Origin of the sequence: Exobacillus caeni (assembly GCF_005747095.1) — a bacterium.
Classification (GTDB): Bacteria; Bacillota; Bacilli; order Bacillales; family Guptibacillaceae; genus Exobacillus; species Exobacillus caeni.
This window is the reverse complement of sequence record NZ_SWLG01000009.1, coordinates 63,701-90,287: the sequence shown is the minus strand read 5'-3', so window position 1 is coordinate 90,287 and position 26,587 is coordinate 63,701. Positions and strand designations below refer to the sequence as shown.

The window sequence follows — 26,587 nt, the reverse complement described above, 5'->3', positions numbered from 1 at the left end:
ACTTTTGTCGCAGTCTTTACTTATCTCCAAATCATCGTAAACGTTCCAGGCATCTTTTACCATACTATCAAGGCATTAATATTATTAGAGAATTAGAGATTAACAAATGTTGGTAGAGGGAATAGAAAAATTATCAAATCTTAAGATTACCCGTTTTGGAGGTTAAAAAGATGATCCTATCAGAAAACGCTCTTATTTCCTTTGATCCAAAGGAGAAAATTGATTATAGCCAATTCAAAAACACGGACCTTGAATTAGTTGCTGTTGAAGAAACCGATAGGAATGTGTTGGAGAAGTTACAGGAACTCCGGCCAGAATTTCTATTAATCGTGATGGACCAAAATGATGAAGAAACATTTCAGGAAACGAAAGAGCTTTTAGAGAAAGCAAAACACTATTCGCAAGGAACCCACATTTTAATCGTTGATGTAAAAGGGAACTGTAATCGATTAATCGAACTTGTTGATAAAGGCGTTAAAGGTTTTCATGATGGTTTCTCATCATCTATTTCAGATGCTCTCAAATCTTTAAAGGAACACGCCTTTTTTATGAGTACTACCTATCAAAAGGCTTTTATGGATGAAGTAAGAAAAAAGAATCAAGAGGATGAGGAAAACGCCGAGCTGACTAAAAAGAATTATGGAGACATTCAAATCAACCAGCCAACAGCAAGAAAATACTTAACGAACAGGGAAATCGAAGTGCTTAAAGAAATCGTTGTTAACGGCTTAACCTTCGACGAGATCGCAGAAAAACTATATATTTCACCCCGGACGCTAACAAACCATATCGCAAGCATCATGGACAAGCTTGATGCGAATAACAGAACACACATTATTCCGATCGCTTATAAAAAAGACATACTAGTTTTTCATTAAATGTAATCAAAACTAGCCGAATGCGATCCTTAAGGGAACTCAAAGATGCTAGTTGACCTTATGCGATAGCCTTAACATTTGTTGCTACATCGAAAAACGCCTTGCTAAATTTCACACCTAAAAATAATGGAACAGAGCCGCTCCTAATCAGGAACGGCTTTTTAAGTCGTTATATTTTTGCATTATTTGATGAGGCATTATTTTCAAAATAGAAAGGCCGCAAGATCATAATCAATGCTTTATGGACAAACCAGCCAGCAACAAGGAAAATAAATCCACCCGTCCAGGAATAAACCATCGCTCCTGTTACATAGCTGATAACTAGAAATCCGGGCAGCGTCAAAAATTTGAGGCTCTTTTTGGCCGCCTCTGTTTTTACGTCAACATCCCATTTATAAAGCATCAGGTATCCTCCGCCTTCAAACTCATTCCAATCTGCTTTTTTCCAGCTGATGAGCGCAAATCCGCCGAATAGCCATACGAGAAATTTAACCCAAACGGGAAGTAAAATAGCAGCCAAAACACATACACCAACAATTTGAAGATAGTACTGTATCTTTGAAAACTGGCGGATATACCATTTCAAAAAGGAATCGACAAGCCTTGTAACAGGGTCTTCTCCTTTTAACAAACGGCTGGATCCTTTAAAAAGCAATGGTTCTTTTCTCGTACGAAAGGATTTCGTTTCCGACATCCCTGATCCCTGAACAAGGAGGCTCGTCCAGGAGAGATAATATTTCCGTTCCCGCTGGACATCTTCAAAGAAAGCGCCTTTTAAGGATAATCTCATTTTTAACAGTTGGAAAAAACCGACCATGAGGCCTGATATAACAGCCACAAAACTAAGGTAATCGGAAAGAGATAAAGAAATGAAAACAAGATAAAACACAATTGCTATTCCATTTACTGCCGCCAATGCAAAGACGCGTATTACCGTATTCGGAATTTTTATTGTTATAAATTGGCTAATGAACATCATGTTCCAGCTAACCAAAACAATAATGCCAAAAAGCATAAGGACATGCACAATACTATAGCCAAGGTGAATGAATAAGAACGGAAGAAGAATGATGAGGGTGAATCCATTAATCAATACATTCTGCAGCAAGCTGTATGCTATCCCTCTCAACATGATCCCCTTCATAATTTTTCCATGCTGTAAAAGATAGATCTGGTCTGCTTCCTGAAGAAAAACCCTCAATACAGCAAACCTGCTGGCGAAATAAAGAATGATCAGCCAGATCGGTTCAGGCAGAAATGCCGCAAACACTGGTATCTCGCTCCACCACTCCACATAGTTAATAACTGCGATTATCATTCCAGGAATGATAATATATAAAAGCACTGTCCAGTCTGCAACCGACCGAAAATCCTTCCATTTATGCTTCCATTCCCACTTTAAACGATGCCAGAACAACCTGCGGGAAAGTCTCATAACGAACGCTCCAGAATATTATCGAAGCAGTCCAACAACGATGCTCCAGACAACCCGCAAGTATGTTGGATATCAGTTAACGTTCCTTCGGCAACAAGCCGGCCTCCTGCCATTAACAAAAACCGGTCGCAAATCCTTTCTGCTGTATCCAGCACATGGGTGGACATCAAGATGGCTGCTCCCCGCTCCCTTTCTTTCATCAAGAGTGACAAAAAGTCTTTTGTCGCCCGTGGATCGAGTCCAATAAAAGGTTCATCAATAATATAAACAGCGGGCTGGATTAAAAAGGCTGTTATTAACATCACCTTTTGCTTCATCCCTTTAGAAAAACTGGATGGCAGTTCATGCTTTTCTTTTTCTAAACGAAAATAGACTAACAGCTTTTCTGCGCGCTCTATCCATTCCTCTGTTTGCAGCTGGAATGAAGCAGCTGCGAGCTCAAGATGCTCCCATAGCGTCAGGCTGTCATAGAAGACTGGATGTTCCGGCACATACGCATAACGGCTTTCTCCTTCAAAGGAAACCGTACCGTCAACGTCTTTTAGTAATCCAAGGATCGTTTTGATCGTCGTACTTTTACCTGCGCCATTAGCTCCAATCAGTCCAACTAACTCTCCTTTGTTCACAGAGAACTGCATATCTTTTATTGCTTCTTTATTATCAGGATAACCGGCGTTCTTAATGTTAATTGTCAGCACGTTCATCAACCCTCCGATGTATATACGAATTTAGAGGATAAAAGGTTGCAACTTTTGATTAGAATAGCAAATAAAGATTCCTTAAATAACATAAAAAGCTGCCGTTAACCAGCAGCTCTACTTTCTCTGTTTCATAAAATTATCGAAGTCAGGGACATTATCCAGGTCAAATTCTTTGATCGTTTTAATAAGCTTTATCGTTAACTCCTGCTTCAAATCCTCTCTGTGTTTTTCCGCTGTTTTCCTGACTTCATATTGTATCTTGGGTTCCAGCAGCTCCAAAATCTTTACGATCGCATCCTCATCATCAGACTTTGCTCTGTTAATCAACTCGTAAAAGTTATTCTCCATGTTTATCCCTGCTTTTCGTTTGGTCGATGACTTTCTCCAGTGAGGCTTCGAGCCCTTCGATCCGCTTTTCCATTCGAACGAGTAAGTATACAGCCATTACAATCGGAAAGCCGACTGTTTTCACACTGCCGATCAGTCCTGCAATATCAAGAAAACCGACCATTTATACCCCTCCTATACTTGCTCTTAGCTTCGATAATGCTCGCTGCTTAATCCTCGAAACTGCTTGCTGCGATATTTTTTTAATCGAAGCTATTTCATTTTCCTTCATCTCGTATACGTAGCTTAAATGGAGCACTTCCTTTTGCTTTCCGGTTAATTTTTGAAAAGCGAAATAAAGCCTTTTATCTGTTAAACCTTCAACAGTATTTTCAAGAAACGGCTCTTCCAGGCTCTTGCCTTCAAGAATGTCTACAAGCGTTTCTCCCTCCTCTTCAACGCTCAAAGGCTTATCCAATGTGAGGAGGCACCTTAAGCATTCGAGTTTCTGTTTGCGGTCATAATTGATGCAATAGTACCTGATAAGTTTTGAAACATATGCTAGAAACCTCACCTTTACAAAAAACTGCCTAAATGAGCTGTTTATCTCTGCTTTATACACCGGATTTGAAAAAATGACTGATTTTACAAACAAACGATACGTTTCCGGATGCTCTAAAAAGGACTGAACCAAGGGGTTGGAAAGAAACTTCTCATTCCCTTTTATATAATCCAAAAACAACTTCTTTTTGTGCGGGTATTTTTCTTGAAACGGATAATGAACCATTGTCCTTATCCAACCCTCCTTTCGTCTTCTTATCTAATAAAGTGGAATAACTCGTAAATTAAACAACCTCATTTCGAACGTATGTTCTATTTTTATCTATAAAGAAAACCCGGAATATCCAGGGCTGGTTATTTTTTCTTCAATTGTAAACTTAAGTATAAAACAAATGCCAAACACTTTCATGAGGCTAATTGTTTAACTTGAGGCAAGGCCTTTTTCACTATATCATCCTTCCCTTTCATGCAAAGGTACATACCATTTACATATACAAGTTAACCAGCAGACCTTTGATCTCGCCTACTGATGCCAGGACATCTAACCCTTTTTGTTCTTTACCCAGCACTTCTTCCTGCAGGTCCACTAGCTTCTGCTCGATTACTTCCACCAGCTTAAATGTTCTGCTTTCCCCTCTGCCGTTAAAGCTATGCTTCTCTGTTAACTCCAAACCATGAAGCGCTTCTTCCATGAACTGCTTCACCATCCGTTTATAAGCAAGCAGGTTTTCAAAGGTTTTGGACTTGTTCAACCGTTGGCCCTGAGCTTCGATATCGCCTAAAAGCCGGTTCAGGTTATCCATTTTCATCTTTTCCGTCGATTGTTTGAGAGCTGTTGAAAAGTTTGCTGACTGCCTGTTCCCTTTTCCTTCAGGCTTTGTAAGGTCGACTGTATTTTTCATATGGTTTTGAATGCGCATCCTAATCGCCTCTTATCTACTTTCTTTTCTTGTACATGTTGATGATGAGCTCTACCTCGCCTGTTCCTTTTTTAAGAGTGGAAGCAATCTGATGAGATGAAAACCCCTGCTTATATAACTGGATTACTTGCTCTTCAGGTTGGAGGCTATCATTTATTTCGGACCCGGATTGCTCTTCTATAGGTGATTCGTCGTGCATGGCCACTGAATCCTTCTGGCTAAGGGAAAAATCTGCTCTTAAAGCTTCTTCCTTCCTATCTATGTACTGGATCAATTTTTCTGCGAGAAGCTGGTTCTCCTGTTCAAGTTCTTTTACAAAACCGGCCATGCTTTCTTTTATCCCCTCTATGTTTCCTTCCATAGAATGACCTGGCGATGATAGCGATTGTTTTTGAAAAAGAATGACGATTGCCAGCAGGCTCACAAGGTGTAGTACAATGCTGATCACGATAAAATAAATCAATTTGCTTCATCCTTTTGCTACATGTTTTGCACTAGCTCTTTATGGTTAGACAGCGCGCCCTTCATCCTCATCATCGCTCTTGAGTGCAGCTGGGAAATCCGTGATGTGGACAACCCCAAGATTTCTGCGATCTCAGTGAGCTTTAATTCCTCAAAATAAACAAGAGATACGATAAGCTTTTCTTTTTCTGGAAGCCGCTCGATCGTTTTTTGCAGAATCTCTTGAATGAATTGCTGATGAATATGGCGGTCGGGCGTTTCGGCATTTTCATTCTCGATCAGATTGAATCGGCCTGTTTTGTGTTCATCGTCTTCATAAACCGGCTCATCCACCGAAACCATGATCGATAAAGAAGCATCCTGCATTGCCTGGTTCATCTCTTTTATAGAAATCCCCAGGTATTCTGCTACTTCTTCATCTGTTACCGAGGTCAATTTATCCTGCTCTAGCACTGCATAGGCTTCTTCAATCTTCCGCACTTTGTCACGAACGGAACGAGGAACCCAATCGTTTTTCCTCAAGCCGTCGATGATAGCTCCTTTAATGCGCCAGCTTGCGTACGTTTCGAATTTCAGGTCTCGTTCCAGATCGAATTTTTCAATCGCATCCAGCAGGCCGTCTGTTGCGAAGCCCAACAAGTCGTCTTTACGCACCGTTACAGGAAGCCCCGCTGAATATTTTTGGACAAGCGTTTCAACAAGAGGAAGGTAAAGCTTAGCAAGGTAATCCCCTGCCTCCGCATCCTTTTCTTCTTTCCACTTTTGCCAGTATTCAATTGTCTGTTTATCCATCTTTGCTTTCAATTGCTGCACCCCCGTTATACCCTTTCAGCAATTCTCTCTGTGTTCTATCGATTAAACAGCATCTTTGCAAGGAACCCTTTTACTCCTAATTTATAAGAGACCGGTAAATCAAGATACGTTCTGACGAGATTGTTCATTGAAACTGCAGCATCAGACTTCGGGTATTCCAGCAGGTATGGCTTTTGTTGTTTCACCGCCATCGGAACCTGTTTATCATCCGGAATCCATCCCAGTACCTCTATCTCTTTTCTTAAAAATTGCTCAACTGCCCGTTTAAAGTTTGCAGAAGTTTGCTGGCCCTCTTTTTCTGTCACGCACCTGTTCACAACGAGCTTTACCTGGATACTCTCGTTCTTTGAATAAAGCATCTTCACTACAGCGTATGCATCGGTAATCGATGTCGGTTCAGGATTGATGACCAGGATCACTTCATCGGAAGCTAACAGGAACCTGAGATTTTCTTGAGATATTCCAGCACCAGTGTCTAAAATGATGTAATCCACTTTTCCCTGAAGAGAACCCAGCTCATCCAGGATTTTAGTCAGTTGGTCATCGTTTAGTTTCATTATAGAAGCGAGCCCGCTTCCCCCGGAAAGAAACTGGAGGCCATTCGCCCCTGTTTCGATAACATCCTCTATCGCCAGATCCTTTTCTATCATGGAGATAATCGATTCCTCAGGTGACAGACCCATCAGAACATCGATATTCGCTAATCCCACATCCATATCAAAGATAAGCGCCTTTTTCCCCTGTTGTATTAAACTCAATGCAAAGTTCAACGAAAAGTTAGACTTACCGACTCCACCTTTTCCGCTCGTGACCGCAATGACCCTCGTGCTTCGCTTTTGACCGCCGAGCTCGAGCGTTTGTTTTTTCTTCACTTTCTCACGTAATGCTTTCGCTTGATCGATCATGTCCATCTTCTCCCAGTATTAAATCTACAATCAGCTCTGGCGTTGCAACCGTAATATCATCAGGAACGTTTTGCCCGTTGGTAATATAGCTTAGCGGCATATCAAACTCATCGATCAGGTTCAAGATGGAACCGTAAGATTTCGTCTCATCTCTCTTCGTAAAAATGAGCTGATCGACTCCGACTGGCTGAAAATTCTTAGCGACATCGCGCATATCTTCATATTTTGCCGTCAGACTTATAACAAGGTTGACCTGGATGGCATCTTGTTCGTTCAACAGCTGCTCAAGATCGTGAATATACTTTTTCTGCTGATAATTTCTTCCTGCCGTATCCATTAAAATCACGTCACACTCTTCCAGCTTTGAAACTGCTTTCTTAAGCTCTTCCGTTGAATGGATCACCTCAAGCGGGATACCGAGTATCTTCGCATAGGTGCGCAGCTGTTCTACCGCCGCTATTCTATAAGTATCCGATGTGATCAAGCCTACTTTTTTCTGCTGATTCAAAAGGTATTCTGCTGCGATCTTGGCAATAGTAGTTGTTTTTCCAACACCAGTCGGGCCAACGAAACAAACCATCTTTGCTTTAGGGTCTAAGCTCGTAACAGGAAGTGACTTCAGCCGATGTAAAAGCTCTTGTCTTGCTATCGTAAGGATTGCTTCTGTGCTTAACCCAGGCTTCTCTTTCATTTTTTCGGCCATGACCGCTAAAAGATTGGAACGAATCGACTTTGTAAGATTCTGTTCCTCAAGAAGGTTGTTCAGCTGTTTAAGAGATTCTGGTAGCTGTTCGGTTTCCATCATTTCAAATAGAAACTGCTTAATGCTTTTGATTTCGTTCACAATGTCGGGATTATCAGACTGCCCTTTTACGCTGTCCTTCCTGCTATCCTGTGCCCGCAATGCCTTTTCCTGCTTTAACGCTGCTGCCACCTTTTCTTTATGGTCCTGCTCCATTTTGACAGGATCGAGTGCTGCGATGACCTCAAGCTTCTGCTTTTTAAAGAGACCAAGAAAGCCGCCAGTGTTAATTTTTTTTGTGTCTAAAATCAAGGCGTTTGCCCCGAGGTCTTTTCGAATCATCGGCATTGCTTCCGGAAGCTGATTCACAACATATCTTTTAATCCTCATGTTACGTTCACCACCCCAACACTCTGTACTTCTACATCTGGCTCAAGTTCGTTATATGATAATACCGGCAAGTCAGGCATATATCGCTCAAGGAATTGCCTCAGGTACATCCGGATCGCAGGAGATGTTAACAAAACAGGTTGAATGCCAGATTGCTGCAAACGGTTGACCTGATCGAGCACCATCTGGTAGATTTTCTGGGACGTTTCCGGATCAAGCGACAGATAGTTTCCATGTTCGGTATGCTGGATCGATTCAGCCATCAATTTTTCGACACTTGCACCTGCCGTCAAAACCTTCAGTGATTCTCCCGGATTAATATATTGCGAGGTAATCTGCCTTGATAACGCCTGTCTCGCATATTCTGCTAAAAGATCGGGATCCTTTGCTTTCGGTGAATAATCAGCCAGCGTTTCAAGAATAACGCCCAGGTTTCGAATCGATACTTTTTCTTTCAACAACCTCATCAACACCTTCTGCACTTCTCCAAGCGTCATCAGGTTAGGTATCAGCTCTTCCACAACAGCAGGTGCTGTCTCTTTGATGTTATCGATCAAAGATTTCACTTCTTGCCTTGTTAACAGTTCATGGGCATGGTTTTTGATCACTTCTGTCAGATGTGTAGAGACGACAGACGGCGGATCGACGATGGTATAACCTGAGAGCTCAGCCCTATCCTTCATTTCTTCGTTCACCCACAGTGCCGGCAAGCCGAATGCTGGCTCTATTGTCTCGATGCCTCTGATCGTTTCGTCTTCAATCCCGGCACTCATCGCCATGTATTGATCAAGGTGAATCTCTCCGCCTGCGACCCTGTTTCCTTTTATCTTGATCACGTATTCATCAGGCTGGAGCTGGATGTTATCACGGATCCGGATGACCGGAACGACGATGCCAAGCTCGATCGCAAGCTGCCTCCTGATCATGATGACACGGTCCAGTAAATCTCCGCCCTGATTTTTATCGGCAAGCGGAATAAGACCATAGCCAAACTCAAATTCGATCGGATCGATCGTGAGCAGGCCTGTTACACTCTCAGGGCTCTTCAGTTCTTCTGCCTCTTCTTCCCCTGCAGCAGTCTCGGCATGCTCTTCCGCCTGTTCAAGGTTTCGCTGCATCTGATATCCAGCAAAAGCGATGATCCCGGCGATCGGGAAGGTTAACATCGGGCTGATAGGCGTAGCGACCCCGATCAGGCCTACTACTGCTGCAACGATATATAACAGCTTCGGATAAGCGAAGATTTGCCCGGTGATATCTGTTCCAAGGTTTCCGTCCGAGGCAGCACGGGTCACGACGATACCTGTTGCAGTCGAGATCAACAGTGCCGGAATCTGGCTGACAAGGCCGTCCCCGATCGATAATAGCGTAAAAGTTGAAGCAGCTTCGCCGACAGGCATTTTATGAACAACGATTCCGATGATCAACCCACCGATAATATTGATTACCGTTATGACGATTCCGGCGATCGCATCCCCTTTTACGAACTTGCTCGCACCATCCATCGCTCCGTAAAAATCCGCTTCCTGCTCGATTTTACGGCGGCGCTCTCTTGCGTCTTTATCAGAGATCATTCCAGCGTTCAAGTCTGCATCGATGCTCATTTGTTTCCCTGGCATCGCATCTAACGTAAAGCGGGCAGCGACCTCTGCAACACGTTCAGATCCTTTTGTAATAACGATAAACTGGATGATCACGAGGATTAAGAAGACTAGAAAACCGATGACAACGCTGCCTCCTACCACGAAAGAGCCGAATGTCTCGATCACTTCCCCTCCCGTTTTGTTCGTTAGAATCGATCGGGTCGTCGAAACGTTAAGCCCCAGGCGGAACAATGTCGTTAATAGCAATAGCGAAGGGAAAATCGAAAACTGCAACGCTTCCTTCGTGTTCATCGCCACTAATATAATCGTGATCGCAAGGCTGATGTTCAACATGATTAAGAAATCCAACAAAAGAGGAGGAAAAGGAATAACCATCATCACGACGATCATGATGACTGAAACTAATACTGAAAAATCTTTTAACGCCATTTTAATTTCCTCCTCCCGGATAACCTTTTATGCTGTAAACGTAAGCAAGCACTTCTGCGACTGCTTTAAACAGTTCTTCAGGGACTGCCTGCCCGATTTCCACCTGGCTGTACAATGCCCTTGCCAGCGGCTTGTTTTCCATCGTGATAATGTTATGTTCCTTCGCTGCTTCTTTAAGTTTTAATGCAACAAAGTCGGCTCCTTTGGCCGTAACAGTCGGTGCTTCCATCGTCTGGTCATCATACTTGAGCGCAACCGCAAAGTGCGTCGGATTCGTGACGACCACATCTGCGTGCGGTATTTCAGATATCATCCTGTTCAACCCGAGCTCCCTTTGCTTTTCTTTGATCTTGGATTTGATAAGGGGATCGCCTTCTGTTTTTTTCATTTCATCTTTAATATCCTGCTTTGACATGCGGATGTTTTTTTCAAAATCGTATTTCTGGTACACATAATCCAAAACGGCTAAAAACAATAACAGGACGGCAACCGCCAGGCCGATTTGGACAGTCAGGGTGCCAATAAACTGCAATGATTGGCCGATCGATTTCTGGCTTAGCAGCAATACTTCCTCTCTTTTTGTCCAGAGAAGGCCAAACGTAACAGCAGAAATCAAAACGATTTTAAGAATCGACTTCAACAACTCCACGACAGCTCTTACTGAAAAAATCCGCTTGGCCCCCTTTAGAGGATTAATTTTTTCCAGCTTCATTTTCAGCGGATCAGTCGCGAACAGAAACCCAAACTGGACATAATTGCCGAGCACGCCCATCACAAGGGCGACCAGCATAACAGGTGCTGCAATCTTGACCGCTTCCAGCGTATTTTCCTTGAACATGCGATCGACATTCTGGGGAGTCACTTCCCATCCCGGATACTGGCTCAGGCTGTTTCGAAGCATGGAAAGAAAACCTTCCAGCATGTACCCGCCGACAAAGGTCAGCAACAAGAACACACCGAGCATGATCAGTGCGCCGGGAATTTCTGCAGAACGAGCAACCTGCCCTTTTTTCCGTGACTCCAGCCTTTTTTGCGGTGTCGCTTTTTCTGTTTTTTCCTGTGAGAAAAATTGTAAATCAACCCGGTAACGCACGTTCATTCCCTAACCACCCAATAGCCTTATTAACTGTCCCATCGTTATGTACATATCTTTAATAATTTTTTGAACCAAATAAAAAAATGTTGGAAGTGTAATCAAAAGGGTTACAAAGCCGATAAATATCTTAAGGGGCAACCCTACGACAAACACGTTCACCTGGGGAACCGATCGGGCCAGAATCCCCAGTGCTATATCGACTAGAAACAGCGAACCCGCAATCGGAAGCGCGATTTGAAACGCTGCCGCAAACATCCCGGCAAAAGTAACTGCAATAAATTTTGCTATTCCGCTGCTGTCTACTGCCGGAAGCATCGAAGCTAGAGGCAGCACCCTGTAGCTGTTCATCACGCCATCGAGCAACAAATGGTGCCCGTCTACTGATAGAAGAAACAAAATAGATAGCATATATTTAAAGTTTCCGATGATCGGAACCTGTGCCTGTGTCTGGGGATCGACCACATTAGCGATCGCAAATCCCATCTGAAAATCAATGAACGCCCCGGCGACCTGTACGGTATATAAAATGAGTCCGGCGATAAAGCCCAGGGAAACTCCGATAAACAATTCTTTTATTATGAGAAAAATATAAAATAAGTCCAATTCCACTGGTGCCTGCTCTACCGTTGTTAGAACCAGCAGGGAAGCAAAAAATCCGAGGCCGATCTTAAAATGGGTCGGCACTCCTTTCATCGAGAAGACCGGTGCTGCGATAAAAAAAGCAGTCAATCGTACAAGTATTAGCAATAAAATTGGAAGCTGATTTATCCATTCAAGCATTTCTAAACGTTACCCGATCATCATATGGATGTTTTGATAAAGATTTTTGGTATAGTCGAGCAGAATCGTAAGCATCCACGGGCCAAAGATAACGATCGATAAGAGAACGGCGACTATCTTCGGAATAAAGGCAAGCGTTTGTTCCTGAATTTGCGTCATCGCCTGAAAAATGCTGACAAGAAGGCCAACCCCAAGGGCTATTAACAATATTGGCGCAGTAACAATGATGATCGTATAAACCGAATCCTCTGCCAGTTTGATTACAAAATCCGGAGTCATTTAAATCCCCCTAACCTAAAAGCTCGTTAATAATGATTCAACAACAAGGTACCAGCCATCCACTAACACAAACAAAAGAATTTTAAACGGCAGAGAGATCATTACTGGCGGCAGCATCATCATCCCCATTGCCATCAATGTGCTGGCCACGACCATATCGATGATCAAGAACGGAATGAAAATGACAAATCCAATCTGAAAGGCCGTTTTCAACTCGCTTATCGCATACGCCGGAACAAGGGCAGTAAAGGAAATGTCTTCAACTGACTCTGGCTTCTCCTTATTTGCATATTTATAAAATAAAGCAAGGTCCTTTTGCCGGGTATGCTCTGCCATGAACTCTTTCATCGGCAACACCGCGAGATCGATCGCTTCCTCCTGTGGAATCTCTTCATTCAAGTAAGGTTGAAGGGCATTCTCGTTCACTTCGGAAAACACCGGCGACATGACGAAAAAGGTCAGGAATAACGCAAGGCCTATCAACACCTGATTCGGTGGCATCTGCTGTGTTGCCAGTGCGGAACGAACAAATGAAAGCACAACGACAATTCTCGTAAAACATGTCATCAAGATCAGGATCGCAGGTGCAAGCGACAGAATGGTCAAGAGTGCAAGGATCTGCAACGTAGTCGCTACTTCTCCGGGCTCGCCGCTTGTACCGAGGTCGATACCAGGAATCGAAAGGGCTAAAAAATCAATCATGTTGATCGCCATCCTTTCGTTCCGCTAGCTTTTGATCCAGCTCCGCACGGCGTTTTCTCTGAGATGCAAGGCTTTCTTTAAATAGTCCCTGAAAGGATGACAGAGAAGCTTGCTCAGTGTTCTGTCTTTGTTTTAAAAAGTCTTTAATTCCCCTGGTGATTTTATCTGTTGGCTGATTATCCGCTTCTGCTTCAAGCTTCGAAACTTCTTCCGGGTCGGTAATTTCTTTTAGTAATGAAACCTGGTCGCCTACGCCAAGCAGGAACACACTGCCACCTACTTTTATCATCTGTACGGAACGGTTGTTTCCTAAAGGGGTCCCACCCATCGTTTTAAATACGGAATGATGCTGCATTTTTCGCTGGCGGATCGCCAGAAACTTAATCAAAGCATAAATGAGTACGATAACCAGTACGGTATAAAACAGTAGTTTTATCAAAAGAATAGCTGCGCTTTTCTTGCCTTCCCCAGTCTGGTATTGTTCTGTATCGGAAGGATTCTGCTTCTCTACTGTTTGGTTGTTATTGTTTTCTGCCCAGTCTTTTGCACTTTTCCCCTCCGCCCCAACAGGATGCGGTCCCCCTAATAGAAAAAGTAATAGACTGGCAAGCAGTATTCTCTTAACTAATTGCTGCACTACTGATGACACTCCCTAACTGATTACCTGATAGATTTCTTCCGTCTTCCTCCGCTACTTAAGCTTTGATAAGCGCTCTGCTGTACTTAAGATATCTGTGACACGAACCCCAAAGTTTTCATCGATGACCACTACTTCGCCCTTAGCGATCAACTTATTGTTTATTAAAATATCAACCGGCTCTCCGGCGAGCTTGTCCAGTTCTACAACCGAACCAGGGGACAGATTTAGAATATCTTTGACTAGCTTTTTGGTTCTGCCGAGCTCCACCGTTACCTGAAGAGGAATGTCCAACAGCATATTTAAATTTCTTGCTTCTTCTAATCCACTCTCCGGCTGGTCAAAACTAGAAAACTCGACAGATTGGATATTATGGCGGTCGTTCTCTTTGTTCATGCGGTTGTCACTTCCTGTCTCCCTGTCATATAAGTTATTGTCTACGCTTTCTTCTTGTATAGAAGCAGTAGCAGATTCCTCTTTTCCTGACACACTTTGATCCATGATAGATGCGACAACTTTTTTCAAAACGGATAACGGCATGACCGTTGCCACTTCAGAGGACTGGCCTTCTAACAACTTTAGATCAAACGTGGTATATACGAGCGCCTCATCGCTGGCAAAGCTGTTTAAAAATGAGTGCTCCCATTCAGATATAATGTTCACTTTCGAGCCGGAAACGCTTAGCTTCTGGTCTGTAAGCATTTGAAATGCTTGAACGATTGCTTCAGCCGATTTATGCGTTATCTGTGTTAACGCCACTTGAAGCAAGTCTTCTCCGTCTGCTTCCTGTTCGCTTTTACCCTGGACCTTTAGCCAGAATTCAGCTAATTCCTGTGCTTCTTGCGGCGGCAGGCAAAAAAATGAAGAGCTTGCGACTTCCCCTGCATAATCAAAGCAAGCTTCTACCTGTGGAAAATTGATTGTTTTATCCATCGTTTCGGCTAACACAATCTCTTTGTTAAAGTTGAGAAGATCTACTTCTCTTCCAAACTCTTCCGAAAGATTTTTAGCGAGACTGCCCTTGATTATTTGATAGATTTCATTTAAAATTTCTTGTTCTTCCTGTGTTAATAACATTTCTTCGCCTTCGTCCGTTTGAGTCAATAACGCTTTAACTTCTTCCGGAGATAACCGATCGTTTGTCATTGGTCACTTTCCTCCCCATCTAATACCTCTGTGATTTGAACCGCCATTTTCCCTTTCGATTTGCCAGGCTGGCCAAAAAACTTCGGCTGCCTATCTACTTTTAGAATGACTGGATCATCAATCGTTTCCTGGAGCCTGATAACATCGCCTGCTGAAAGGTTTAAAAACTCTTCTATGTTGATCTCCGAACGGCCGAGCTCTGCTTTTATCTCCATCATGGTTTTCTTAACGCGTTTCTGGAGAACCTCTGCCTCTTCAGGCTGGCGTTCTTTCTTTTGGTTTGAAAGCCCATGGTGAGCTGTTAATCTTGGCATGATCGGTTCTAACACTACATGAGGCAAACAAATTCTAATGCGGCCGGTGACCTGCCCGATCGTGACATCCATGTTTACAACGATAACGGTTTCGTTAGGCGAAACAATCTGCAAAAAGTGGGGGTTAACCTCTAACTCTTTAAGCTCGGTATCCATTTTCAGAATAGAAGTCCAGGCATCACGAAAGCTTTCTAGAATTTTATTAAACAGCCTTTCCATCACAATCGTTTCAATCTCTGTCAGATGAGAGGATCGTTCGGTCGAAAACCCCTGTCCACCTAACATGCGGTCCAGCATAACGGAAGCAAGGTTAGATTGAACTTCCATCACCATTTGCCCCTGTAAAGGCGCGGCAGTAAAAAGGCTGTTGATGCTCTTCTCTTTAATCGATTTCACATATTCATCGAATGGCGATTGTGTAACAGAATGGATCGACGCCTGAACAATAGTCCGCAGCTGTGCAGATGTATAGTTCGTCATAAGCCGTGCATAGTTCTCGTGTATCCGGGTCAGCACCCGGATCTGGTCTTGAGAAAAACGAAGCGCTCTTTTAAAATCATAGGCCTGTACCTTTTTATATTTAGTTGTTTCTTCTTCCGTTGAAAGAGACGCAAGGATTGCATCTACTTCTCTTTCTGATAGCATGCCCGCCAAGAGCTACACCCCCATGTCTTTCCTCAGCGACACCGTTAATCGCTGTTTTGTTTACTTATCTCTTTTAAAAGTTGTATTTCACGATAAAAACGCTTGATCTTCTTGTTAACTTCCTCTGCATGCTCCCTGACCAAAAACTTCTTGCCGTTAAGGAGCGTTACTAATGTATCAGGCGTTTCTTCAACCTGCTCGATATAGAGAGCGTTCAGCGTAAAGGTTTCCCTGTTAAATTTCGTCAGTGTGATCATAGGCTTATATTAGGCTGAGAGACGTTCAGCCTCTCAGCCTTCCAACCTCCTATCGTTTTAAGTTAACGATTTCTTGCAGAATTTCATCTGAGGTCGTGATGATCTTCGAGTTTGCCTGGAAGCCACGCTGGGCAACGATCATTTCTGTGAATTCTTCGGTTAGGTCGACGTTGGACATTTCTAGCTGGCCGGAATTGATTTGGACTCCGATCGCATCAGCCGTGTTATCATCGAGAGCCCCGTTCGGATTCGCTTGAGCAGTCATCTCATACGTTGAACCACCTATTTTGTTTAACCCAGAAGGATTAGAAGGTGCGCTAACTGCTAACGCAAATACTGGTTGCTTCGTATCTAAATCAATTACCTGGCCTTTGGCGTTAACAGTAAAGTTTAACGGTACATCAATGTTCACACGCTGGGTCTTATCAGTTGTAAATTGAGGATTTCCAGCTGCATCCACCACTGGATTTCCATTAGCGTCAAGCTGAGGATCCATTTTATATCCCATTACTTCAAACCCCTGGGAGTTTTTCAGAACTCTGTTTTGATCAAGATAGAAGTTGCCGCCTTTAGTTAATAACTCTCTTCCATCCGTATGTTTGATAAGGAAGAATCCTTTCCCATCGATCGCCAGGTCTGTTGATACTCCAGTAGCCATCGGTGAACCTGGATTATGTAGAACATCGATCGAAGAATTTGCAGAACCTAACCCTACTTGCTTCGGATTGACTCCTCCGCCACCCATGTTTTGGCTGAGCAAGTCCTGGAACATCACCCTGCTTTTCTTGTATCCAACTGTGTTTACGTTTGCGATGTTGTTGCCGATTGTATCAAGCTTCGTTTGAAAACCTCTCATTCCAGTTACACCTGAGTACATTGATTTAAGCATTGCTTTTCCCCCTAAATTGTTTTTTTGTTTTAGATCGTCGCGTCTGTCGGTCCGCAACGTTAGGCCCCCTGCTCGGTCCAGCCTGGTTTTTTATAACAATACAGCAGAATCAATATTTGTAATGATCTGCTCTTCCATATTGTTTTGTTTCATGGCGGTGATTACTGTCTCGTTCTTAACGCTCACCACAAAGGCGTTGTTGTTCATCAAAAAGAGCGATTCCTTTGCCCCTTTTTGCTTCGCTTTGTCCACTCCGTTACTCAACCGGTTCAACTCTTCATCTGAAAGCTGGATTCCTTGTTCCTGTAAACGAAGCTTTGCATGTTTGCTAAATTTAACATCCGAATTGTTTAACGTTTTTTGGAGTTGATCACTAAAAGAAGTGTTGGAATCTCCAATTTTACTTTTGGGCTGTGGTATTGTTTTTGTAATGGGCTGTTGATTTGGAACATAGGGCTTAAGAATTCTAAACTGGCTCATTCTCGTTTGCCGCCTGTTCGATTATTTCCTTGCTTTCCACCTTCGTGATGTTTCCTACTTCAACTTGTTCGCCCGACTGCAGTTCTGCTAAAACATTTCCTTCTTTTAAAAGTACTGCTGCCACAATTCCTGTCTTCGATTCTCCTTCATCTTCCCATTGGATTTGCTTTCCGATCAGATGGGAGTTTTCCGAAATGGAGCTTTGCATCTGATGGTCAATGAAACGGTTCATCGTGCCGTTAAGGTTTGTCATTTGTTCAAGTCCGCTGAACTGGGCCATCTGGCTGATAAACTCCCTGTCCTGCATTGGCTGCAACGGATCCTGGTTGGACAATTGCGCAACTAGTATTTGTAAAAACTGCTCTTTTCCAAGTGTGTTCTTCTCCTGAAAAGATTGCTGCTTTTGACCTGGGTTTGTAGTTATATTCATGGATGCAGAGGTTGTGTTCATCGATTCCCTCCTAGACTGCATAATTAATTTGCGTATCGCCGTTTGGACTATTTGGTTGTGGCTGACTTTCTTCCACTGCGTAGCCATTCGGCTTATAATTTGGTTGTTTTTGCTGCTGTTGTTGGCCGAACTGTTGTTGTCCCTGGCCATGTTGCTGATTAAACATCGATTGGTTCGACTGGTTTTGCTGTGTTACATCGATTCGATCTACGTTGATCCCCTGGTTTACCAGAGCAGTTCTAAGTTGGTTGACCTGGAGTTCCAGTGCCTCTTTCGCTATATGAGTGCCGGCCATCAATTGTGCGGTGATTTTCCCCTCGTGTGTAGCGATTTTGATATCAATATGACCCAGGTTTTCCGGCATCAATTTCATTCGAATCTGCGATGTTTCAGAGTTAGCGCTGACCTTTATCCGCCCCTGGATCACCTCTTTTAAATCGTCCACCAGCGTGCTTAACCGGCCGGTTGGAACTGATTGTTCTCCTTTAGCCTGCTGGGTTTCAAATGTTTTACTATCTCCGGCTAGACCCAGAGGATCCAGAGCAGTACCAGTATTTGAATTAAGGGCTCCCTGAACCGTGTCAGACTTCTGGGGATTTCCATGCTGAAAATCATTATTTTTTATTGGCTTTTCAGTCACAAATTCTATCTTAGTTTCGAATGTTTTAGATAGATTAGTAGAATTATGTCCTGACGAGTCGGCCTTAGTGTTTTGAGTCCCCGTTTCCGTTGTGTTTGCTGGATTTTTGCTTTCCACATTTTGCTTTTCAGTAGGTTTATTCTTTCCATTAATTCCTTGCATAACGATGGAAGCTTCGATTGGCCGAGGTTGCTTAAGTTCTTGATGATCAACTGGATTTTTAGACCTGGAAACCAGTTTTTCATTCTTTAGCAGTTCTTCAACTCGAGACAGTAATTCTTTTAAATGCGTTTTTTCTTTCGGATCTATGCTAGTCTGACTCTGACTCTGACTCTGACTCTTAAGCCTTTCGTTTATAAATGTTTCGAGCTTTGAGAGTTCATTAGCAATAGAGTCGGCTTGTTTGTTGTTCAGCTGAATGGTCACTTTACTATCCAGACTCTTCACTTCAGGATTTAAAGCGAAGACTGGCATGGCGAGTAGTTCTTCCACCTGTTCAACAATGGCACTCTTATCCTCGGTCTGCTCAGAAGAATTTAAAACTTCTTCAAGCATTTGTTTTAGTTCTTTTAGTAAATCTTTTATTCCGTTTAACGTTTTTGGTTGTCCTTCTTTACCCGTTATCAAGTCCGAAAGCAATCCTTTAAAGCCCTTTTCATCCATGGCTTTTCCCACCGATGAAGTTTCGCTTTGATTTATTGCTGCCGACTGTTTTAGTTGTCCCATCAATTGTCCGATGTTCATTTTGTCACCTCCTTTCAAAAAATTAACTGGTGTTGGTTACTTTAGTCCATCTTTCAGTTGTTCTGCTACTTTTTCATCAATCTCACTCAATAAAGTGTTTTGCTTACTTTCGCCGAGTTCGTTTAGTACTTTCATAGCTAACTCTTTTTCTGTTTCCGATTGGGCCATCGCTTCTAATATGGAAGCAGCTTGATCATCAGGGATTTTATCGATCGTTTTGGCCAGCTTTGCCACGGATAGATTTTGTTCCTCTGGGACAAGAGATTTCATATAAACATCGATACGTTGTTGAAGTGCATCAATCTCAGGATTTTCCGCTTTTTCAAGCTCTTTCATCGCAACTGTAACGTTTGCTGCAAACGCTGGATTGACCCTTGAGAGGATTGCGGATTTTTGGTTGCTCTCCATCTGGTCTATAATCATCGCTGCTTCAGTAAGGGTTAAGTTTTCTACTATGGCAGCGGATTTTGTCGGTGTCATGTCAGCATAAAGCTCAGCAAGTTCCTTAAGCTTTTGAAACCGTTCCTCTTCCGTTTGCCGCTTTTCTTCCAGGCTTTTTTTCAGCTTTTCATTTTCTTCTTTTAAGCCAGAGATCATTCGGTCTTTTTCATCTAACTTTTGCTCGTTAAGCCTCAGCTGTCTTTCCTGTTCGTTAAGTCTTGCCCTGTTGTTTTCGCTTTCTTCGCTTTCAGCCTTTGTTTCGTCTGCGGAAAAAACGCCTGAGATAAAGGGAACGTTCTCACTGATTGCTTTCACATCGTACCCTATAAAAGATAGGATGATTCCGGATAATAGTAAGGTGAAAAATACAGGGATCAGGAAGTAATGGACAGCAATCTCCCGGAAGGATGTTCGTTCCTTTTTTCTCATCGTTTCACCCCTTTGAACCTGTTGCCTGATAAAACATGCGGACGCTGGTAAGCTCGTCCATCTCGATCTGCTCTTTTTTGCTCTGTTCTTCAATAAAGGTTTGTTTTTGCTGATCTCGTATTGTTATCCATGTTTTCGTTTCTTTTACTTTCGTTACCAGTTCCGCTTGCTTTTGATCCACCTGAAGGCTGCTGTTATGTAACTTTCTTTGTTCTGTAACTAACTTCTCTTTGAGTGTTTCAATATGCCCCTCCAAACGGCGGAGCTCAAAAATGCTGATTCCTTTTAATTGCACCGCTGCAAGCTCGTTATGCAATACAGATAATTTTTGTTGTGCCTTTAAAACGTTTTTCTCCATTTCTTCTTGCTTCTTGACTGCCTCTGCCATTTCAACCTGTGCTTGCCCTTTTTCATTTTCTTTTAACTCGAGTAACCTTTGAAACTGAAATTGAAAAGCTGCGATTGTTATTCATCCTTTCTTAACAAGGAAAGTAACGTGTCGATACTCTCCTCTATGCTCGGAGTTTCATAGACATCCTGTTTTAGATAACGCTGAATAAAAGGATATTGTTGAATTGCTGCATCGATTTCTTTATTAGAACCGTTCTTATACGCCCCGATATTTATTAGGTCTTCTGAAGAATGGTAGACTGACAGATGCCGCTTAAACTCATCGGCCGCTTTTTGGTGATTTTCTGAAACGATCTCCTTCATCACCCTGCTCACGCTTTGCGAAACATTAATCGCTGGATACTGCCCTTTTTGTGCTAACTTCCGGTCTAACACGATGTGTCCGTCTAAAATCCCCCGCACCGCATCTGCGATCGGCTCGTTCATATCATCCCCGTCTACGAGAACAGTATAAAATGCCGTGATCGACCCTTTGTGAGATGTGCCCGATCGCTCTAACAATTTAGGAAGTAGCGCGAACACGCTGGGTGTATATCCTTTGCTCGTAGGAGGCTCCCCGATCGCAAGGCCGACTTCACGCTGGGCCATCGCAAACCGTGTTACAGAATCCATCATCAGCATGACGTTCTTTCCCTGGTCACGAAAATATTCCGCAATACTCGTTGCCGTTAAAGCCCCTTTAATTCTCTGGAGCGCCGGCTGGTCTGATGTTGCCACGACTACGACTGACTTTTCCAGACCTTCCGGGCCAAGATCTCTTTCGATAAAGTCTCTTACTTCTCTCCCACGCTCTCCGATCAACGCGATCACATTGATGTCAGCTTCCGTGTTGCGTGCGATCATTCCCATGAGCGTGCTTTTTCCAACTCCACTTCCAGCAAAGATGCCTATCCTCTGGCCCTGCCCTACCGTCAGTAATCCATCGATCGCCCGAACTCCCACCTCAAGAGGCTTTTCGATCCTCGGTCTTGTCATTGGGTTCGGAGGCTGATTGTTTGTTGAGAAATTTCGCAATCCTTTTGGCAGAGGGCTATCATCCAGGCAATTGCCCCTTCCATCCAAAATTTTACCGAGGATAGAAGAGCCGACCTTTATATCCATCGGCTTTCCAGTCGCGACAACAAGACATCCGGGCCCAATCGATGAAACATCATTTAAGGGCATCAATATCACCTTGTTTTCTTTAAAGCCAACCACTTCCGCTTCGATCGGTACGGCATTATGCTTCGGATACAACTTGCATAGCTCGCCGACTTTTACGTTAGGACCTGTTGATTCAATCGTAAGGCCGATCACTTGCGTAACTTTCCCGTATTTTTTAATAGATTCTGCTTCTTCGACTGCTGAAAAATAATCTTCGGCATTAAGATTCATCACTATGATTCTCCTCAAAATAAGCAAGAAGCTGTTTCTTGATTTCGGCCAGCTGGTTATCGATCGAAACATCATAGGAACCACTACCGGTATGGATAAGGCAGGATCCTTTCGTAAAATCATGAATCGGTATAATTTTTAACTCTGCGCTCGAATCGACGTATTTCTCAAGTTCCTCTAGATATGGAACAATGGCGGGATAATCATCGGCAGCGATTTGTATGGTGATATTCTCTCTATCACTGATTTGTTTCAATGTACTTTTTATCAACGCTCGTAACTTTTCAGGTGAAAATGCAATTTCGTCCTGTAAAACTTTACTGGCAATCTTTGTGCTTAGCGAGAGCAGAAACGGCTCTGCATCCTGGATAATCAGGTCACGTTCTCTGTAACCCTCTTCTAAAACTGCCTGTAATTCTTCTCGTTGCTGGGCCATTTCTTGATTGATCGATTGAAGCCCTTGACTGACGCCTGTTTCGTAACCTTCGCTGTAAGCCTGTTCGGCCACCTGTTGGGCATGTTCCTGAATTTCTTGTTCCTTTTCTTGCTGCCACTCTGACAATTTTACTCTGGCCTGTTCCTGCTCTTGTTTTATTTGTTCCATCGTCTGCTCATAAACCGCTTCAAGGCGTTCATGCATTTTCACTAGCCTTTTCCGCTGTTCCTGAAGGTTTAACTTTCTGGTCGATGGAATAACAGATGGTTTTTTTAAACTCACTGCTTTGGGCGATAACACTTTGTTTATTACCGGGGTTTGCCGATTGGAACTTCTTATGACGTTAGACAACGACCTCATCCTCTCCGCCCCGGGCAATCACTATATCTCCCTTTTCCTCAAGCTGGCGGATAACCATGACGATCCGTGATTGGGCTTCTTCCACTTCACGAAGGCGAATAGGCCCCATGTGCTCGATGTCTTCTTGCAACGTTTCCACTCTGCGAGATGACATGTTTCTAAAGATGACGTCTCTTACATCATCACTTGCAACCTTAAGCGCAACAGCGAGGTCTTCATCTTCTACCTCACTGATAACCTGGCGGATCGCACGGTCATCAAGCGTAACGATGTCTTCAAACACGAACATACGATTTTTAATTTCCTCTGCAAGTTTAGGATCGTTTTCTTCAAGGGCACTTAAGATCGTGCGCTCTGTGGTCCTATCTACACCGCTTAGAACCTGTACAATAGATTCGACACCGCCTGTGGCGTTATAATCTCGGCTTCCTGATGCATTTAATTTATCTTCTATAATTTGTTCTAACTGGGCGATCACTTCCGGGGAAGTACTGTCCATTAGAGCGATCCTTCGAGCGATGTCTGCCTGTTGTTCCTGCGGAAGCTGAGACAGGATCTTTGATGATTGGGATGCATCAAGATAAGAGAGTACAAGGGCAATGGTCTGCGGATGCTCCTGCTGCAACACGTTTAAAATTTGCTCTGGATTTGACTTTTGCGCGAATGCAAACGGCTTTACTTTGAGCGTTGATTTCAACCTGTCCATCACTTCTTTTGACTTCTTTCCACCAAGCGCTTTTTCGAGTATCCCGGCAGCATAATCGATTCCTCCGGTAGACATATAATCCTTTGCAAGCATCATCTGGTGAAACTCTTCAAGAACGCTATCCCTGTCTTCTTTCTCAACCTTTTTTAGCTCTGCGATTTCAAGGGTCAATTTATCGATCTCTCTTTCGCTCATTAGCTTAAAGGCCTGCACCGAAGCATCCGGTCCTAACGAGGTCAACAACACAGCAGCCTTCTGCATCCCATTAAATTTTTTTACCTTTTCTTCCATTGCAATCCCCTACTCTTCTTTCATCCATAATCTCAGTAATTTAACGAACCCTTCTGGATCTGATTTTGCCAGCTCTTCAATTTCTTCCATTTCTTCCGGTATAACCGGCTCTATTTTTGCTTTCTTCTTCGGCAACGGATCTTCCGTTACGACTGATTCATTTAACGCTGTTTCCTCATATTCAATAAACTCTTCATCATTTCGTCGTCTTCTTAACAGCATGAATCCTGTAACGATAAGTCCAACCAGCACAGCTGCTGCCCCTATAGCATAATAAATCCAATTTCCAGGTAATACGGATAGGAAGCCTGTCTCACTTGCTGGAGCGTCTGCCCTTCCTTTGAATTCGTTAGCAAATACAGATATCCGCTGCTCCAGGCTAGCTTCTTCAAGCGGTACATCACTTTCACTCAGCGTTGTCCGAACTACGTTTTTAAGTATTGTTTCTATTTCATCAATATGCACAGGAGTTAAGCTTGCGATATCATCCGGTACCGGCGGCTCCACGCCAACATTGATCGTCAGGTCATCGATTACATAAGGACTTTCGACAATCTCTTTATGTATCCGATTAATTTCATAATTAACACGGTCTTCCACCTTCTCGAAATCCCCGTTATCTCCGTTAGCCGTTACACCTTCGTAGGTAGGAATCTCCCCTTCACCGGTTCCTGCTTCCCCCTGGGCCTGGCCATCTTTTCCTGTATACGATTCCATTATCTTTTCTACGCTGACTGCGATGCCCTCTTTCGTCTCCTCATCTACTGGTTGAACAAGGTTTTCTTCGCGCTTTTCTTTAGTAAAGTCAACACTTGCTATAACAGAAACGACCACTTTGTTCTGGCCCAGGATAACCCCAAGCATTTGTTGAAGCTGGCGCTGGATATCCTGTTCAATGTCTTTTCGGATCTGCCGCTGTTCTTCATGGGTGGATAAAGCAGTGTTTGTTCCTTTATCGCCATACTCATAGGACAGACCGTTCTGGTCCATGATCACGATTTCTTCAGTCGGAAGGTTTGGAACACTTTTACTGACCAGATGATAAAGGCCGTTAACCTGTGATTGGCTCAGCTGAAAACCAGGCTTTGTCGTCAACACAACCGAGGCTGTTGCCACCTGTTCTTCATCCGTGATCCAGACATTTTCCTTTGGAAGGGTGATCATCACCTTCGCTTTGTCGATTCCGTCGATTTGTTCAATCAAGTACCGGATTTCGTTTTGCATGGCATCTCGCTCAACCACATCAAAATGCTTATCCGTCATCCCGAGTCCCATATTTTCACTGAAAATGCTGTAGTTAACATTTCCGCTTCTCGGTATGCCTTCTGAAGCAAGACTTACTTTGAGGCCTGCCGCTTCTTCTTCAGGAACACTGATCGTAGTTCCATCAGAAGAAATCTCTGCAGCTATTCCCCGGGATTCAATAGCACTTTTAATCTCGCCTGCCTCAGCTGCAGAAAGTTCTGTATAAATTTCTACATAATTAGGTTTAGAAATCCAGTAGACGAGGAATATAAGTAAAAGCAAGGTAATAAGGAAGGTCCCTGCCATCGTCCATTTTGCTTTGCGGGAATAGCTGTTCCACCATTCCAGTGATCGGTCTTTAAATGTCAGCATTTGTTCTTTCATAGTTAATTCCATCCCAGCTTATTTCGTTGATTACATTTGCATTCTCATAATTTCCTGGTATGATTCGATGACTTTATTTCGAACCTGTACTGTCATATTAAGTGCGATCGAGGCTTTTTGGGCAGCTATCATCACCTGATGGACATCCTGCACTTCACCGGTAACGAGTTTATTTGTCATGAGATCGGACTCTTTTTGTGTATCGTTCACCTGGTTTATCGCATTTTTCAGCATATCTCCGAAATTTGCTGAAGCGTTATTCTGAACATTACTTATATCTTTGGTTTGTCCAGGCAATAAGGATTGCTGGACTTTGTTGATCATAACCATCTGTTTCCCCCTAAAAAACTAGTAAACTACTTTCCGATTTCAAGAGCTTTCATATACATGCTTTTTGTGGCATTTAAGGCTGTAACATTCGCTTCGTATGATCTTGTGGCGGACATGAGATCGACCATTTCTTTGACCATATCGACATTCGGCAATCTCACATAACCGAATTGATCCGCATCAGGATGAGTAGGATCAAAGACAAGCTTAAACGGCGTTTCGTCTTCTTTCACCTTCGTAACCTTTACCCCGCTCGTACTGCTGTCGCGGCCCGCAACCGCCCCATTCAATTGCTCCTTAAAAGAAGATGCCATCTTATTCTCTGATAATTCGACAACCTTTCTTCTATAAGGAACCCATTCTCCATTTACCTGTTTTGCTCTCGTTGTATCTGCATTCGCAATATTGGAGGAGACAACATCCATCCGGAATCGGTTAGCGGTTAATGCGGAAGCACTCACATTAAATCCATTGAACAATTTCATTCAATTTATCTCCCCTCGTTTAATACCATCTTTAAATTATTAAACTTTCCGTTCGTACGGTCGATCAACGCGTTATACCACAGTTGGTTTTTGGCAAGCTCAGCCATCTCATAATCCATATCCACATTGTTTCCGTTTGATTTATGTAAAGTATTCTTGTTTGTTTCCACCTTAAGATGTCCAGTTGAGGGCGATTCCGTACTAAATGCGACATGCTTTGGATTTGTTTTAAAACTTTTAAAAGAATTTGTTACATTTTCCAATTCTTCCTGAAAACTCACTTTTTTTGCTTTATAATTAGGAGTATCCACGTTTGCAATATTTGACGTAATCGTCTTCTGGCGCAAACTTGAGGCATTTATAGCTTGCTCAAGCGGCTGGAACGTCGAAAATACCTTCATCTTTCTCCTCCTTTTTTGACAAAATAATCTACCAATTCCCAAAATTCCCTTTATAATACTATTATAG

The 26,587-nt window shown here is 43.1% G+C and carries 33 protein-coding genes; 1 reads left to right on the top strand and 32 read right to left on the bottom strand.

Features of this window, described 5'->3' with window-relative positions:
• The first annotated feature begins 170 nt into the window (after nt 1–170).
• The gene (locus FCL54_RS14175; protein WP_138127378.1) at nt 171–878 is read left to right on the top strand and encodes a response regulator transcription factor; all 708 of its coding nucleotides are present in this window, start codon (nt 171–173) and stop codon (nt 876–878) included.
• Nucleotides 879–1,047: 169 nt separating this feature from the next.
• Here the strand turns inward: FCL54_RS14175 and FCL54_RS14170 are convergent, their stop codons facing one another.
• The 32 genes from FCL54_RS14170 to flgB all read right to left on the bottom strand — a co-directional run bounded on the left by FCL54_RS14170 (nt 1,048) and on the right by flgB (nt 26,520).
• Nucleotides 1,048–2,313, bottom strand: coding sequence for an ABC transporter permease (locus FCL54_RS14170; RefSeq protein ID WP_138127376.1), 1,266 nt, complete (start codon nt 2,311–2,313; stop codon nt 1,048–1,050).
• Entirely contained in the window at nt 2,310–3,011 is a 702-nt protein-coding gene (locus FCL54_RS14165) for an ABC transporter ATP-binding protein (protein WP_171016855.1), read from the bottom strand. The genes FCL54_RS14170 and FCL54_RS14165 overlap by 4 nt, the downstream gene beginning before the upstream one ends.
• Nucleotides 3,012–3,128: 117 nt before the next feature.
• Nucleotides 3,129–3,362 (bottom strand): helix-turn-helix domain-containing protein, encoded by a 234-nt coding sequence (locus tag FCL54_RS14160; protein WP_138127372.1) that lies wholly within the window; start codon nt 3,360–3,362, stop codon nt 3,129–3,131.
• Nucleotides 3,352–3,525, bottom strand: coding sequence for a YvrJ family protein (locus FCL54_RS14155; protein WP_138127370.1), 174 nt, complete (start codon nt 3,523–3,525; stop codon nt 3,352–3,354). Before FCL54_RS14155 ends, FCL54_RS14160 begins: the two co-directional genes overlap by 11 nt.
• Entirely contained in the window at nt 3,526–4,128 is a 603-nt protein-coding gene (locus FCL54_RS14150) for a sigma-70 family RNA polymerase sigma factor (RefSeq protein WP_138127368.1), read from the bottom strand.
• Nucleotides 4,129–4,387: 259 nt separating this feature from the next.
• Nucleotides 4,388–4,822 carry a YaaR family protein gene (locus FCL54_RS14145; RefSeq protein ID WP_138127366.1) on the bottom strand — a complete coding sequence of 145 codons (435 nt, stop codon included), beginning with the start codon at nt 4,820–4,822 and terminating at the stop codon, nt 4,388–4,390.
• Nucleotides 4,823–4,838: 16 nt separating this feature from the next.
• Nucleotides 4,839–5,285 carry a DUF6115 domain-containing protein gene (locus FCL54_RS14140; RefSeq protein WP_138127364.1) on the bottom strand — a complete coding sequence of 149 codons (447 nt, stop codon included), beginning with the start codon at nt 5,283–5,285 and terminating at the stop codon, nt 4,839–4,841.
• 17 nt (nt 5,286–5,302) lie between these two features.
• Entirely contained in the window at nt 5,303–6,088 is a 786-nt protein-coding gene (locus FCL54_RS14135) for a FliA/WhiG family RNA polymerase sigma factor (protein ID WP_342773890.1), read from the bottom strand.
• Nucleotides 6,089–6,132: 44 nt separating this feature from the next.
• Nucleotides 6,133–7,002 (bottom strand): MinD/ParA family protein, encoded by an 870-nt coding sequence (locus FCL54_RS14130; protein ID WP_138127362.1) that lies wholly within the window; start codon nt 7,000–7,002, stop codon nt 6,133–6,135.
• The gene (gene flhF / locus FCL54_RS14125; protein ID WP_138127360.1) at nt 6,974–8,134 is read right to left on the bottom strand and encodes a flagellar biosynthesis GTPase FlhF; all 1,161 of its coding nucleotides are present in this window, start codon (nt 8,132–8,134) and stop codon (nt 6,974–6,976) included. Before flhF ends, FCL54_RS14130 begins: the two co-directional genes overlap by 29 nt.
• Nucleotides 8,131–10,167, bottom strand: a complete 2,037-nt coding sequence (flhA, locus tag FCL54_RS14120) for a flagellar biosynthesis protein FlhA (protein ID WP_138127358.1) — start codon at nt 10,165–10,167, stop codon at nt 8,131–8,133. The genes flhF and flhA overlap by 4 nt, the downstream gene beginning before the upstream one ends.
• Before the next feature lies 1 nt (nt 10,168).
• A complete protein-coding gene (flhB, locus tag FCL54_RS14115; protein ID WP_138127356.1) occupies nt 10,169–11,266 on the bottom strand; it encodes a flagellar biosynthesis protein FlhB in 1,098 nt (365 codons plus the stop codon).
• Between the two features lie 3 nt (nt 11,267–11,269).
• The gene (fliR, locus tag FCL54_RS14110) at nt 11,270–12,043 is read right to left on the bottom strand and encodes a flagellar biosynthetic protein FliR (protein ID WP_138127354.1); all 774 of its coding nucleotides are present in this window, start codon (nt 12,041–12,043) and stop codon (nt 11,270–11,272) included.
• Nucleotides 12,044–12,052: 9 nt separating this feature from the next.
• The gene (fliQ, locus tag FCL54_RS14105) at nt 12,053–12,322 is read right to left on the bottom strand and encodes a flagellar biosynthesis protein FliQ (protein WP_138127352.1); all 270 of its coding nucleotides are present in this window, start codon (nt 12,320–12,322) and stop codon (nt 12,053–12,055) included.
• A 15-nt stretch (nt 12,323–12,337) separates the two neighbouring features.
• On the bottom strand, nt 12,338–13,024 hold the full coding sequence (gene fliP / locus FCL54_RS14100; protein WP_138127350.1) for a flagellar type III secretion system pore protein FliP: 687 nt from the start codon (nt 13,022–13,024) through the stop codon (nt 12,338–12,340).
• On the bottom strand, nt 13,017–13,661 hold the full coding sequence (locus FCL54_RS14095) for a flagellar biosynthetic protein FliO (protein WP_138127348.1): 645 nt from the start codon (nt 13,659–13,661) through the stop codon (nt 13,017–13,019). The genes fliP and FCL54_RS14095 overlap by 8 nt, the downstream gene beginning before the upstream one ends.
• 54 nt (nt 13,662–13,715) lie before the next feature.
• Nucleotides 13,716–14,807 (bottom strand): flagellar motor switch phosphatase FliY, encoded by a 1,092-nt coding sequence (gene fliY / locus FCL54_RS14090; RefSeq protein WP_138127346.1) that lies wholly within the window; start codon nt 14,805–14,807, stop codon nt 13,716–13,718.
• Nucleotides 14,804–15,766, bottom strand: a complete 963-nt coding sequence (fliM, locus tag FCL54_RS14085) for a flagellar motor switch protein FliM (RefSeq protein ID WP_171016854.1) — start codon at nt 15,764–15,766, stop codon at nt 14,804–14,806. The genes fliY and fliM overlap by 4 nt, the downstream gene beginning before the upstream one ends.
• Before the next feature lie 44 nt (nt 15,767–15,810).
• Nucleotides 15,811–16,023 (bottom strand): flagellar FlbD family protein, encoded by a 213-nt coding sequence (locus tag FCL54_RS14080; RefSeq protein ID WP_138127342.1) that lies wholly within the window; start codon nt 16,021–16,023, stop codon nt 15,811–15,813.
• 49 nt (nt 16,024–16,072) lie between these two features.
• The gene (locus FCL54_RS14075) at nt 16,073–16,912 is read right to left on the bottom strand and encodes a flagellar hook-basal body complex protein (protein ID WP_138127340.1); all 840 of its coding nucleotides are present in this window, start codon (nt 16,910–16,912) and stop codon (nt 16,073–16,075) included.
• Between the two features lie 90 nt (nt 16,913–17,002).
• The gene (locus FCL54_RS14070; protein WP_138127338.1) at nt 17,003–17,392 is read right to left on the bottom strand and encodes a TIGR02530 family flagellar biosynthesis protein; all 390 of its coding nucleotides are present in this window, start codon (nt 17,390–17,392) and stop codon (nt 17,003–17,005) included.
• Nucleotides 17,379–17,843: a flagellar hook assembly protein FlgD gene (flgD, locus tag FCL54_RS14065; protein WP_138127336.1), complete on the bottom strand. Its 465-nt coding sequence runs from the start codon at nt 17,841–17,843 to the stop codon at nt 17,379–17,381. The genes FCL54_RS14070 and flgD overlap by 14 nt, the downstream gene beginning before the upstream one ends.
• Nucleotides 17,844–17,853: 10 nt before the next feature.
• On the bottom strand, nt 17,854–19,227 hold the full coding sequence (locus tag FCL54_RS14060) for a flagellar hook-length control protein FliK (protein ID WP_138127334.1): 1,374 nt from the start codon (nt 19,225–19,227) through the stop codon (nt 17,854–17,856).
• Nucleotides 19,228–19,263: 36 nt separating this feature from the next.
• Nucleotides 19,264–20,097, bottom strand: a complete 834-nt coding sequence (locus FCL54_RS14055) for a MotE family protein (RefSeq protein ID WP_138127332.1) — start codon at nt 20,095–20,097, stop codon at nt 19,264–19,266.
• A 4-nt stretch (nt 20,098–20,101) separates the two neighbouring features.
• Nucleotides 20,102–20,560 (bottom strand): flagellar export protein FliJ, encoded by a 459-nt coding sequence (fliJ, locus tag FCL54_RS14050; RefSeq protein ID WP_246055276.1) that lies wholly within the window; start codon nt 20,558–20,560, stop codon nt 20,102–20,104.
• Between the two features lie 2 nt (nt 20,561–20,562).
• A complete protein-coding gene (gene fliI, locus FCL54_RS14045; protein WP_138127328.1) occupies nt 20,563–21,882 on the bottom strand; it encodes a flagellar protein export ATPase FliI in 1,320 nt (439 codons plus the stop codon).
• On the bottom strand, nt 21,872–22,669 hold the full coding sequence (locus FCL54_RS14040; protein WP_171016849.1) for a FliH/SctL family protein: 798 nt from the start codon (nt 22,667–22,669) through the stop codon (nt 21,872–21,874). Before FCL54_RS14040 ends, fliI begins: the two co-directional genes overlap by 11 nt.
• Entirely contained in the window at nt 22,662–23,675 is a 1,014-nt protein-coding gene (gene fliG / locus FCL54_RS14035) for a flagellar motor switch protein FliG (protein ID WP_138127325.1), read from the bottom strand. The genes FCL54_RS14040 and fliG overlap by 8 nt, the downstream gene beginning before the upstream one ends.
• 9 nt (nt 23,676–23,684) lie before the next feature.
• Nucleotides 23,685–25,304, bottom strand: a complete 1,620-nt coding sequence (fliF, locus tag FCL54_RS14030) for a flagellar basal-body MS-ring/collar protein FliF (RefSeq protein WP_138127323.1) — start codon at nt 25,302–25,304, stop codon at nt 23,685–23,687.
• Between the two features lie 30 nt (nt 25,305–25,334).
• Entirely contained in the window at nt 25,335–25,628 is a 294-nt protein-coding gene (gene fliE, locus FCL54_RS14025; RefSeq protein ID WP_138127464.1) for a flagellar hook-basal body complex protein FliE, read from the bottom strand.
• Between the two features lie 32 nt (nt 25,629–25,660).
• Nucleotides 25,661–26,119, bottom strand: a complete 459-nt coding sequence (gene flgC / locus FCL54_RS14020; protein ID WP_138127321.1) for a flagellar basal body rod protein FlgC — start codon at nt 26,117–26,119, stop codon at nt 25,661–25,663.
• Nucleotides 26,120–26,124: 5 nt separating this feature from the next.
• Nucleotides 26,125–26,520: a flagellar basal body rod protein FlgB gene (gene flgB, locus FCL54_RS14015; protein WP_138127320.1), complete on the bottom strand. Its 396-nt coding sequence runs from the start codon at nt 26,518–26,520 to the stop codon at nt 26,125–26,127.
• Nucleotides 26,521–26,587 lie beyond the last annotated feature (67 nt).

Coding starts and splice junctions, on each gene's coding strand:
- FCL54_RS14175 (WP_138127378.1), top strand. CDS start 171: ATGATCCTATCAGAAAACGCTCTTATTTCCTTTGATCCAAAGGAGAAA.
- FCL54_RS14170 (WP_138127376.1), bottom strand. CDS start 2,313: ATGAGACTTTCCCGCAGGTTGTTCTGGCATCGTTTAAAGTGGGAATGG.
- FCL54_RS14160 (WP_138127372.1), bottom strand. CDS start 3,362: ATGGAGAATAACTTTTACGAGTTGATTAACAGAGCAAAGTCTGATGAT.
- FCL54_RS14155 (WP_138127370.1), bottom strand. CDS start 3,525: ATGGTCGGTTTTCTTGATATTGCAGGACTGATCGGCAGTGTGAAAACA.
- FCL54_RS14150 (WP_138127368.1), bottom strand. CDS start 4,128: ATGGTTCATTATCCGTTTCAAGAAAAATACCCGCACAAAAAGAAGTTG.
- FCL54_RS14145 (WP_138127366.1), bottom strand. CDS start 4,822: ATGCGCATTCAAAACCATATGAAAAATACAGTCGACCTTACAAAGCCT.
- FCL54_RS14130 (WP_138127362.1), bottom strand. CDS start 7,002: ATGATCGATCAAGCGAAAGCATTACGTGAGAAAGTGAAGAAAAAACAA.
- flhF (WP_138127360.1), bottom strand. CDS start 8,134: ATGAGGATTAAAAGATATGTTGTGAATCAGCTTCCGGAAGCAATGCCG.
- flhA (WP_138127358.1), bottom strand. CDS start 10,167: ATGGCGTTAAAAGATTTTTCAGTATTAGTTTCAGTCATCATGATCGTC.
- flhB (WP_138127356.1), bottom strand. CDS start 11,266: ATGAACGTGCGTTACCGGGTTGATTTACAATTTTTCTCACAGGAAAAA.
- fliR (WP_138127354.1), bottom strand. CDS start 12,043: ATGCTTGAATGGATAAATCAGCTTCCAATTTTATTGCTAATACTTGTA.
- fliQ (WP_138127352.1), bottom strand. CDS start 12,322: ATGACTCCGGATTTTGTAATCAAACTGGCAGAGGATTCGGTTTATACG.
- fliP (WP_138127350.1), bottom strand. CDS start 13,024: ATGATTGATTTTTTAGCCCTTTCGATTCCTGGTATCGACCTCGGTACA.
- fliY (WP_138127346.1), bottom strand. CDS start 14,807: ATGACAAACGATCGGTTATCTCCGGAAGAAGTTAAAGCGTTATTGACT.
- fliM (WP_171016854.1), bottom strand. CDS start 15,766: ATGCTATCAGAAAGAGAAGTAGATGCAATCCTTGCGTCTCTTTCAACG.
- FCL54_RS14080 (WP_138127342.1), bottom strand. CDS start 16,023: ATGATCACACTGACGAAATTTAACAGGGAAACCTTTACGCTGAACGCT.
- FCL54_RS14075 (WP_138127340.1), bottom strand. CDS start 16,912: ATGCTTAAATCAATGTACTCAGGTGTAACTGGAATGAGAGGTTTTCAA.
- FCL54_RS14070 (WP_138127338.1), bottom strand. CDS start 17,392: ATGAGCCAGTTTAGAATTCTTAAGCCCTATGTTCCAAATCAACAGCCC.
- flgD (WP_138127336.1), bottom strand. CDS start 17,843: ATGAACACAACCTCTGCATCCATGAATATAACTACAAACCCAGGTCAA.
- FCL54_RS14060 (WP_138127334.1), bottom strand. CDS start 19,227: ATGAACATCGGACAATTGATGGGACAACTAAAACAGTCGGCAGCAATA.
- FCL54_RS14055 (WP_138127332.1), bottom strand. CDS start 20,097: ATGAGAAAAAAGGAACGAACATCCTTCCGGGAGATTGCTGTCCATTAC.
- fliI (WP_138127328.1), bottom strand. CDS start 21,882: ATGAATCTTAATGCCGAAGATTATTTTTCAGCAGTCGAAGAAGCAGAA.
- fliG (WP_138127325.1), bottom strand. CDS start 23,675: ATGGAAGAAAAGGTAAAAAAATTTAATGGGATGCAGAAGGCTGCTGTG.
- fliF (WP_138127323.1), bottom strand. CDS start 25,304: ATGAAAGAACAAATGCTGACATTTAAAGACCGATCACTGGAATGGTGG.
- fliE (WP_138127464.1), bottom strand. CDS start 25,628: ATGATCAACAAAGTCCAGCAATCCTTATTGCCTGGACAAACCAAAGAT.
- flgC (WP_138127321.1), bottom strand. CDS start 26,119: ATGAAATTGTTCAATGGATTTAATGTGAGTGCTTCCGCATTAACCGCT.
- flgB (WP_138127320.1), bottom strand. CDS start 26,520: ATGAAGGTATTTTCGACGTTCCAGCCGCTTGAGCAAGCTATAAATGCC.